Origin of the sequence: Streptomyces sp. NPDC096339 (genome assembly GCF_044762985.1) — a bacterium.
In the GTDB taxonomy this organism is placed as follows: domain Bacteria; phylum Actinomycetota; class Actinomycetes; order Streptomycetales; family Streptomycetaceae; genus Streptomyces.
In genome coordinates, this window is sequence record NZ_JBIWFI010000083.1 from 1 (window position 1) to 1,074 (window position 1,074).

A 1,074-nucleotide genomic window follows, 5' to 3' on the forward strand; every position below is an offset into this window, starting at 1 on the left:
TCTCGTGACTGCGTGCCTTTTGAAGAATGAGCCTGCGAGTTAGCGGTGTGTAGCGAGGTTAACCCGTGTGGGGAAGCCGTAGCGAAAGCGAGTCCGAATAGGGCGATTGAGTTGCACGCTCTAGACCCGAAGCGGAGTGATCTAGCCATGGGCAGGTTGAAGCGGAGGTAAGACTTCGTGGAGGACCGAACCCACCAGGGTTGAAAACCTGGGGGATGACCTGTGGTTAGGGGTGAAAGGCCAATCAAACTCCGTGATAGCTGGTTCTCCCCGAAATGCATTTAGGTGCAGCGTCGTGTGTTTCTTGCCGGAGGTAGAGCACTGGATAGGCGATGGGCCCTACCGGGTTACTGACCTTAGCCAAACTCCGAATGCCGGTAAGTGAGAGCACGGCAGTGAGACTGTGGGGGATAAGCTCCATGGTCGAGAGGGAAACAGCCCAGAGCATCGACTAAGGCCCCTAAGCGTACGCTAAGTGGGAAAGGATGTGGAGTCGCAGAGACAACCAGGAGGTTGGCTTAGAAGCAGCCACCCTTGAAAGAGTGCGTAATAGCTCACTGGTCAAGTGATTCCGCGCCGACAATGTAGCGGGGCTCAAGCGTACCGCCGAAGTCGTGTCATTGCAGCAATAGGGCCAACGCCCGCTGTGATGGGTAGGGGAGCGTCGTGTGCCGGGTGAAGCAGCAGCGGAAGCTAGTTGTGGACGGTTCACGAGTGAGAATGCAGGCATGAGTAGCGATACACACGTGAGAAACGTGTGCGCCGATTGACTAAGGGTTCCTGGGTCAAGCTGATCTGCCCAGGGTAAGTCGGGACCTAAGGCGAGGCCGACAGGCGTAGTCGATGGACAACCGGTTGATATTCCGGTACCCGCTTTGAAACGCCCAATATCGAATCCATTAATGCTAAGGCCGTGAAGCCGTTCCGGACCCTTCGGGGAAAGGAAAGTGGTGGAGCCGCTGATCCAAGGTGGTAGTAGGTAAGCGATGGGGTGACGCAGGAAGGTAGTCCAGCCCGGGCGGTGGTTGTCCCGGGGTAAGGGTGTAGGCCGAGGGGTAGGCAAATCCGTCCCTC

General features: G+C 57.1%; 1 rRNA gene. It reads left to right on the forward strand.

Features of this window, described 5'->3' with window-relative positions:
• Positions 1-1,074 (forward strand): 23S ribosomal RNA (locus ACIQ5Y_RS39865); the annotation flags it as partial.